Here is an 8,411-nt window from a genome sequence, read left to right as displayed (position 1 = left end):
TGGGGCCTGTTCCAGCCACAGATTCCGTGTGCGCCAGAGATCCCCTGTGGGAGCGAGCCTGCTCGCGATGGCGTTAACTCAGTCAACATCATCGTCGCTATAAGACCGCTATCGCGAGCAGGCTCACTCCCACATTGGGGCCTGTTCCAGCCACAGATTCCGTGTGCGCCAGAGATCCCCTGTGGGAGCGAGCCTGCTCGCGATGGCGTTAACTCAGTCAACATCATCGTCGCTATAAGACCGCTATCGCGAGCAGGCTCACTCCCACATTGGGGCCTGTTCCAGCCACAGATTCCGTGTGCGCCAGAGATCCCCTGTGGGAGCGAGCCTGCTCGCGATGGCGTTAACTCAGTCAACATCATCGTCGCTATAAGACCGCTATCGCGAGCAGGCTCACTCCCACATTGGGGCCTGTTCCAGCCACAGATTCCGTGTGCGCCAGAGATCCCCTGTGGGAGCGAGCCTGCTCGCGATGGCGTTAACTCAGTCAACATCATCGTCGCTGTAATACCGCTATCGCGAGCAGGCTCACTCCCACATTGGGGCCTGTTCCAGTCACAGATTCCGTGTGCCACGTAAATCTCCTGTGGGAGCGAGCCTGCTCGCGATGGCGTTGGACCAGTCAACATCAGTATCCCTGGAGCCGATTGACGATTGGCCGCGTCGGTGCAAATTCCGTAACATCCGCTGTCTTCTTTCCTGCTGTGTCTAATCATCCATGAAACCACAACGCCTGCGCGCCGATGTCCTGGCAGGGCTCACGACTTCTTTTGCCTTGTTACCCGAATGCATCGCTTTTGCGCTGGTGGCTCATCTCAATCCATTGATGGGCCTTTACGGTGCTTTCATCATCTGCACACTGACCGCCCTTTTCGGCGGGCGGCCGGGCATGGTGTCTGGCGCGGCCGGTTCGATGGCGGTGGTGATCGTGGCGTTGGTGGTGCAGCACGGCGTGCAGTATTTGCTGGCGACGGTGTTGCTCGGCGGGCTGATCATGCTGGCGTTCGGCTTGCTGAAACTCGGCAAACTGGTGCGCATGGTGCCGCACCCGGTGATGCTCGGTTTCGTCAACGGCCTGGCGATCATCATCGCGCTGGCTCAGCTCGAACACTTCAAGATTGGCGACACCTGGCTCAGCGGCACGCCGTTGTACGTGATGAGCGGGTTGGTGGTGTTGACCATGGCCATTGTCTATCTGCTGCCGCGCCTGACGCGCACTGTTCCACCGGCGCTGGTGGCGATTCTTGGCGTTGGGCTGGCGGTGTATCTGCTCGGCTTGCCGACGCGCACCTTGGGCGACATGGCGCACATCGCCGGTGGCCTGCCGACACTTGCCCTGCCCGATATTCCATGGAGCCTGGACACATTGCGAATCATTGCGCCCTACGCAATGGTGATGGCGCTGGTTGGTCTGCTCGAAACCCTGTTGACGCTGAACCTCACCGATGAGATCACCGAGAGCCGAGGCTTCCCGGATCGCGAGTGCGTGGCACTGGGTGCGGCGAACATGGTCTCCGGTGTGTTTGGTGGCATGGGCGGTTGCGCGATGATCGGGCAAACCGTGATCAACCTCAGCTCCAGTGGTCGTGGTCGCCTGTCCGGTGTGGTAGCCGGGGTGATGATTTTGCTGTTCGTGCTGTTTCTATCGCCGTTTATCGAGCGCATTCCACTCGCCGCGCTGGTAGGCGTGATGTTCGTGGTGTCGCAGCAGACGTTTGCCTGGGCTTCATTGCGAGTGCTGAACAAAGTCCCGCTCAATGACGTACTGGTCATCGTCGCCGTGACGGTGATTACGGTGTTCACCGACCTGGCGACCGCAGTGCTGTGCGGGATCATCATCGCGGCGCTCAACTTTGCGTGGCAGCAGGCTCGCCAGCTCTATGCCGACAGTCACCTGGAAGCCGACGGCAGCAAACTCTATCGCGTACACGGCACGCTGTTTTTCGCCTCGACCACACCTTTTCTGAATCAGTTCGACCCGGCCAGCGACCCGCCCAACGTGACGCTCGATTGTCGCCACCTGAGTTTCGTCGACTACTCGGCAATCGCTGCGCTGAACGCCCTGCGCGAGCGCTATACCAAGGCAGGCAAGCACCTACGGGTGCTGCATTTGTCTGAACGGTGCAAGAAATTGCTCAAGCGCGCCCGCGTCAATCACGACTGATGCCCGATTGAGGGCAGGCGCGATGTAAATTCGCCTGCCCGATTTTCATATTCCCCGACCGCGCATACCTCCTGGCGACAACTCTTATCCCTGCACGAAAATTACTTTCACCTCGTTTGAAAATCACCTCTCGAAATGATTTATGAGTTTCACAACCCATTCGACGTGACCCTTTCGAGGAGTACCGCATGACCGCCACTTTCGGCTATTGGCTGCTTGTGTATGCCGCCGTCGCCATCATCGCGCTGATCGTTCTGATCGCTCGTTACCGACTTAATCCGTTCATCGTCATCACCCTGATTTCCATCGGCCTGGGCTTGTTGGCCGGGATGCCGGCGTCCGGCGTGGTGGGGGCTTTCGAGGCGGGCGTTGGCAAGACACTTGGCCATATCGCATTGGTGGTCGCGCTGGGCACGATGCTCGGCAAAATGATGGCCGAATCCGGCGGCGCCGAGCAAATGGCCCGTACGCTGATCAATCGCTTCGGTGAGAAGAACGCACATTGGGCGATGGTTTGCATTGCCTTCCTGGTGGGTTTGCCGTTGTTCTTCGAAGTCGGTTTTGTGTTGCTGGTGCCGATTGCCTTTACCGTGGCGCGACGCGTGGGCGTGTCGATTCTGATGGTCGGTTTGCCGATGGTCGCTGGGCTGTCGGTGGTCCATGCGCTGGTGCCACCGCACCCGGCCGCAATGCTGGCGGTGCAGGCTTATCAGGCATCGGTCGGGCAGACGCTGCTGTATGCGATTTTGATCGGCATTCCCACCGCGATCATCGCCGGGCCCTTGTACGCCAAATTCATTGTGCCGCGTATTCATTTGCCGGCTGATAACCCGCTGGAGCGGCAGTTCCTGGACCGCGAGCCGCGTGCGCGTTTGCCGGGGTTTGGCATCACCATTGCCACCATTTTGTTGCCAGTGGTGCTGATGTTGATCGGAGGCTGGGCTAACCTGATTTCCACGCCGGGCAGTGGCTTCAACCAGTTTTTATTGTTCATCGGCAATTCGGTCATTGCCTTGCTGTTGGCCACGCTGCTCAGTTTCTGGACCCTCGGTATCGCCCAGGGTTTCAGCCGTGAATCGATCCTCAAATTCACCAACGAATGCCTGGCGCCGACTGCCAGTATCACCTTGCTGGTCGGCGCGGGTGGCGGCTTGAACCGGATCCTGGTGGACGCCGGCGTCACCGACCAGATCGTCAGCCTGGCCCACGAATTCCACTTGTCACCACTGATCATGGGCTGGCTGTTTGCCGCGTTGATGCGCATTGCTACCGGCTCTGCCACCGTGGCGATGAGCACCGCTTCTGGCATTGTGGCGCCGGTGACCATTGGTCTGGGTTATCCGCATCCGGAGTTGTTGGTACTGGCGACAGGCGCGGGGTCGGTTATCTTTTCCCATGTGAATGACGGTGGCTTCTGGTTGATCAAGGAATACTTCAACATGACCGTTGCCCAGACCTTCAAGACCTGGACGGTACTTGAGACATTGATCTCAGTTGTTGCGTTCGGTCTGACCGTGGGCCTTTCCTACCTGATTTAGCCGGAGCAGACAGCCATGGACATCCTCTACCAGATTCGCGTTCGCCAGGATTCCTTCAGCGCCGGCGAAGGGCGCATCGCTCGGCTGATGCTGGACGACACCGGATTTGCCTCTTCGGCGAGCCTCGACGAGTTGGCGCTGCGAGCCGAAGTCAGCAGTGCCACGCTCTCAAGGTTTGCACGCACAGTGGGTTGCCGCGACTTGCGTGACTTGCGCCTGCAACTGGCTCAGGCCAGTGGCGTCGGCAGCCGCTTTCTCGACCCGACCGGAACGCCCGAGCAATCGGCGTTTTACGGGCAGATTCTCGGGGATATCGAGTCGACGCTGCGCAAGCACCTGTCAGCATTCGATGAGTCACGCTTCGCCGACGCCGTAAAACTGCTGAGCAAATCGCGGATGACCCACGCGTTCGGCATGGGCGGCTGTTCAACCTTGTGCAGCGACGAATTGCAGGTGCGCCTGGTGCGCTTCGGCTACCCGATTGCGGTGTGCCACGACCCGGTGATGATGCGCGTCACCGCCGCCAGCCTCGGTCCGGAAAATGCTGTCATCGCCTGCTCGCTGACCGGCCTGACGCCTGAGTTGCTGGAAGTGGTGACGCTGGCCCGCAACTACGGCGCACGCATTCTGGCGATCACTCGCGCCGACTCGCCGCTGGCGCAATTGGCCGATGTGCTGTTGCCGCTGCAAGGCGTCGAAACCTCGTTCATCTATAAACCCACGGCGGCGCGCTACGGCATGTTGCTGGCCATCGACGTGCTCGCCACCGAGCTTGCACTGGTCAATCCTGAACACAATCAAGAGCGTCTGCGGCGGATCAAACTCGCCCTCGACGATTACCGCGGCGGCGACGATCACTTGCCGCTGGGAGACTGACATGAAGTACGACACGCTGATCCGCAATGCCCTGATCATTGACGGTAGCAACACCCAAGGTTATCGCGCTGACATTGCACTTCTGAACGGGCGCATCGAGCGCATTGGTGATCTGCACGACGCCAGCGGCAGCGATGAAGTCGACGCCGCTGGCCGGGTCTTGGCGCCTGGGTTTATCGACGTTCACACCCACGACGACACAGTGGTCATCCGCCAACCGCAGATGCTTCCCAAGCTCAGCCAAGGGGTCACCACGGTGATCGTCGGCAATTGCGGGATCAGTGCCTCGCCCGTCGAATTGCGTGGCGATCCGCCAGACCCGATGAACCTGCTGGGCACTGCGGCGGCGTTTGTTTACCCGCGCTTCAGTGACTACCGCGCCGCCGTCGAAGCGGCGAATACCACGCTGAATGTGGCCGCACTGGTCGGCCACACCGCGTTGCGCAGCAATCACCTCGACGACCTGTTTCGCACGGCCACGCCGCACGAAATCAGCGCGATGCGCGAGCAATTGCGCGACAGTCTGCAGGCCGGTGCATTGGGGTTATCCACAGGCCTCGCTTACGCCAGCGCTTTCTCGGCTTCCACCGATGAGGTCATGCAATTGACTGAAGAGCTGACGGCATTCGGCGCGGTCTACACCACACATTTGCGCAGTGAGTTCGAGCCGGTGCTGGAGGCCATGGACGAGGCGTTTCAGATCGGGCGTCATGCCAACACCCCGGTGATTATTTCCCACCTCAAATGCGCCGGCGCTGGCAACTGGGGACGCAGTCCGCAACTGTTGGCATCTTTGGAACAGGCCGCGAAAACCCACCCCGTGGGCTGCGACTGCTATCCGTATGCGGCGAGTTCTTCAACGCTGGACCTCAAGCAAGTCACCGACGCGCATCGCATCACCATCACCTGGTCCACGCCGCACCCGCACATGGGCGGTCGGGATCTGATCGACATTGCTGCCGAATGGGGCGTGTCGTTGCTCGATGCGGCCAGCCGATTGCAACCGGCCGGCGCGGTGTATTACGGAATGGACGAAGCGGATGTACGACGGATTCTCGCGCACCCGTTGTCGATGGTCGGCTCTGACGGCTTGCCCGAAGACCCGTTTCCGCATCCACGGTTATGGGGCGCATTCCCCCGGGTACTCGGGCATTTCAGCCGCGATGTCGGGCTGTTTCCGCTGCACACGGCCGTGCACAAAATGACCGGGCTCTCGGCTGCGCGATTTGGCTTGAAGGGCCGTGGTGAAATTCGTCAAGGCAACTGGGCGGATCTGGTGATGTTCAACCCGGCGACCATCCGTGATGTAGCGGATTTCAACAATCCGCAACAGTCGGCCGAAGGCATTGACGGGGTCTGGGTCAACGGTGTGCTGAGCTACAGCCAAGGCCAGGCGAACGGCAAAAGGGCAGGGCGGTTTTTGGCGCGTGAAGGGGATTTGCGCCAAGGGTTTACCCAGTGAACTGTCGAGTACACAACGCTGCTGGCGAGTGCTGAAGCGCAGTGGCGAACAGCGTCGATGGCTGATGCACAGATTGCCGCCATTTGTCGAAGACATGGCGCGCCGATTGCGACCTGCAATGTGCGGGATTTCGAGTTTTCGGGGGTAGAGGTAATCAATCCCTGGGATGCCTGATGTTGTCGGTGAGCTGCTCCAGGTAATCAAAAAGCGTCAGCCCATCGTTCAGAAGGGCTGACGCTAATTTGAAGGGCTTCGACGGTTTATACCCGGAAGTGGCTGACCATCATCTGCAACTGATTGCCCAACCTTGCCAGTTCAACACTGGATTTAGCGGTTTCGTCGCTGGCGGCGGCGGTCTGTTCGGACACATCGCGCACGTTGACGATGCTGCGGCTGATCTCTTCGGCCACAGCGCTTTGCTGCTCGGCGGCAGCAGCGATTTGCTGGTTCATCGACTGGATGTTGGACACCGTACGAGTGATGTTTTCCAGCGACACGCCAGCCTTGCGGGTCAACGCCACGCTGCTGTCGGTGAGGGTGCGGCTGTTGTTCATCACCAGTGACACTTGTTGAGTGCCGTTCTGCAAACCAGCCACCAGGCCTTCGATTTCCTCGGTGGATTTTTGCGTGCGCTGGGCCAGGCCACGGACTTCGTCAGCCACCACCGCAAAGCCACGACCCGCCTCACCCGCGCGAGCCGCTTCAATGGCGGCGTTAAGGGCCAGCAGGTTGGTTTGTTCGGCGACGGCTTTGATCACGTCCATCACGCTACCGATCTTGTCGCTTTCCTGTTGCAACACGCTCATGGCTTCGGTGGACCGCGCCACCTCGCAGGCCAGGCGTTCGATCTGGGCAATGGCTTCGTTGACGACTTTGTCACCCGCGCGAGCTTCGCCGTCGGCGGCAGCTGCAGCCTGGGAGGCCTGTTCGGCATTACGCGCGACTTCTTGCACCGTGGCGGTCATCTCGTGCATTGCGGTGGCAACCTGATCGGTTTCAATCTTCTGGCTGTTCACGCCGGCGCTGGTTTGCTCGGTCACGGCGGACAGCTCTTCGGCAGCGCTGGCGATCTGGGTGACGCCGTCACGAATGCCGCTGATCAAGTCTCGCAGGGTCACGCCCATGCGTGCGATGCCTTGTTGCAATACGCCGAGTTCGTCGCGGCGGGTTACCTGAACGTCCTGGGACAAATCACCACTGGCGATGCGTTCGACTACCGCTAACGTGTCGCGCAGCGGGCGGGTGATTTGACGGGTGATGATCACGGCAGCGATCACGCCCACCAACAAAGCGAGCAAGGTGCTGATCAGTTGCAGTGTGCGGGCCTGGGCACTTTCGGCATCGCGGCGGTCGAGCTGAATCTGATACAGCTGATCGCTCAGGGCAACGATTGTGTTGCCTTGGTCCGTCATTTCCTTGCGCGCCTGCACCGTGTCGTTGCTGGCGGTTTTGTACGCCTGCAGAGCGTTGCGGTAGTTGCTCAGCGCGGTTTCCAACTGGCGCAACGCGTCCAGTTGCGTATCAGCGAATTGGGCATTCAATGGCTTGAGGCTGGCAATTGCCACGTCGAGTTGGCTGGCGGCTCTCTGCTCGGTGTCGGCGTTGGTGTTGGCGGTGTAAGCGCGCACTTCATACCGCGTCAGCATGAACGCTTCCTTGGCGGCGGTAATCGCCTGGAATTGTTCGAAACGCTGATCGCTCGCGGGTGCCTGCTGCACGCGATTGGCGATAGCATCGATCAGCGCGTAGGCCGTATCGGCATTCGTACCCATGGCATCGCGGGCACTGTTGCCGGTGCGATAGGCACTGCGCATCTTGTTTAGCGATGCCTGGTACGCCGCAATGATTGCGCTTTGCTCTTTGAGCAACTTGAGGTTGTCGGGGCTCTTGAAACTCGACAACAACGATTGTTGCTGAGCGGCAAATGCGTCGAGCGTGGTTTGCACGTTTTGGGCAGCGGTTTCGTCGCCATTTGTCAGCATGTACTGCAAGCGAACCACGCGTAATTTGGTCAGGCCGGTGTTGAGCTGGGTGATGTCGCTCATCCAGTTGCTGCGGTCGATCAAACTGCCAAGACTCGTCCAGCCAGTCAGGGCGAGCACGCAGGTCAGTGCCAAAACCAGGCCAAAGCCCAGGCCCAGTTTCATGTTCACGCTGATGTTGCCAAACCAGCTATTCATCAAAATCCTCCAGAAACGTTTTGCTTCTTGATCGTTGGTGGGCTGGAAGATTGTTGTTTTTGATAGCCAGCAAGGTAGGTAGAACGACTGTATCGGCCGCAATCCCTGGAGCTGAAAGGTTTTTGCTGGGGCACTGCCGAGCGCCGCGATCTTTCGGTGGGTCTTAAGCTTTTTTTCACATGCATTTCACT

General features: G+C 59.6%; 5 protein-coding genes. 4 read left to right on the top strand and 1 reads right to left on the bottom strand.

Annotated elements, in window-relative coordinates; translation table 11 throughout:
* Window positions 1–718: 718 nt before the first annotated feature.
* The 4 genes from ACQR3R_RS16900 (at window position 719) to ACQR3R_RS16885 (ending at window position 6,040) form a co-directional block, all read left to right on the top strand.
* On the top strand, window positions 719–2,164 hold the full coding sequence (locus ACQR3R_RS16900) for a SulP family inorganic anion transporter (RefSeq protein ID WP_428273419.1): 1,446 nt from the start codon (window positions 719–721) through the stop codon (window positions 2,162–2,164).
* Between the two features lie 188 nt (window positions 2,165–2,352).
* Window positions 2,353–3,702 carry a GntT/GntP/DsdX family permease gene (locus ACQR3R_RS16895; protein ID WP_428273417.1) on the top strand — a complete coding sequence of 450 codons (1,350 nt, stop codon included), beginning with the start codon at window positions 2,353–2,355 and terminating at the stop codon, window positions 3,700–3,702.
* Window positions 3,703–3,717: 15 nt separating this feature from the next.
* A complete protein-coding gene (locus ACQR3R_RS16890) occupies window positions 3,718–4,578 on the top strand; it encodes an SIS domain-containing protein (RefSeq protein ID WP_428273415.1) in 861 nt (286 codons plus the stop codon).
* Window position 4,579: 1 nt separating this feature from the next.
* Window positions 4,580–6,040: an amidohydrolase family protein gene (locus ACQR3R_RS16885; protein ID WP_428273413.1), complete on the top strand. Its 1,461-nt coding sequence runs from the start codon at window positions 4,580–4,582 to the stop codon at window positions 6,038–6,040.
* Between the two features lie 260 nt (window positions 6,041–6,300).
* Here ACQR3R_RS16885 and ACQR3R_RS16880 read toward each other — a convergent pair whose 3' ends face one another.
* A complete protein-coding gene (locus ACQR3R_RS16880; protein ID WP_428273411.1) occupies window positions 6,301–8,220 on the bottom strand; it encodes a methyl-accepting chemotaxis protein in 1,920 nt (639 codons plus the stop codon).
* Between the last annotated feature and the right edge of the window lie 191 nt (window positions 8,221–8,411).

It is taken from the genome of Gordonia sp. IEGM753 (genome assembly GCF_050321825.1).
GTDB lineage: Bacteria > Pseudomonadota > Gammaproteobacteria > Pseudomonadales > Pseudomonadaceae > Aquipseudomonas.
The sequence above is the reverse complement of the archived record's forward strand: the minus strand, read 5'-3'. Positions and strand labels throughout refer to the sequence as shown.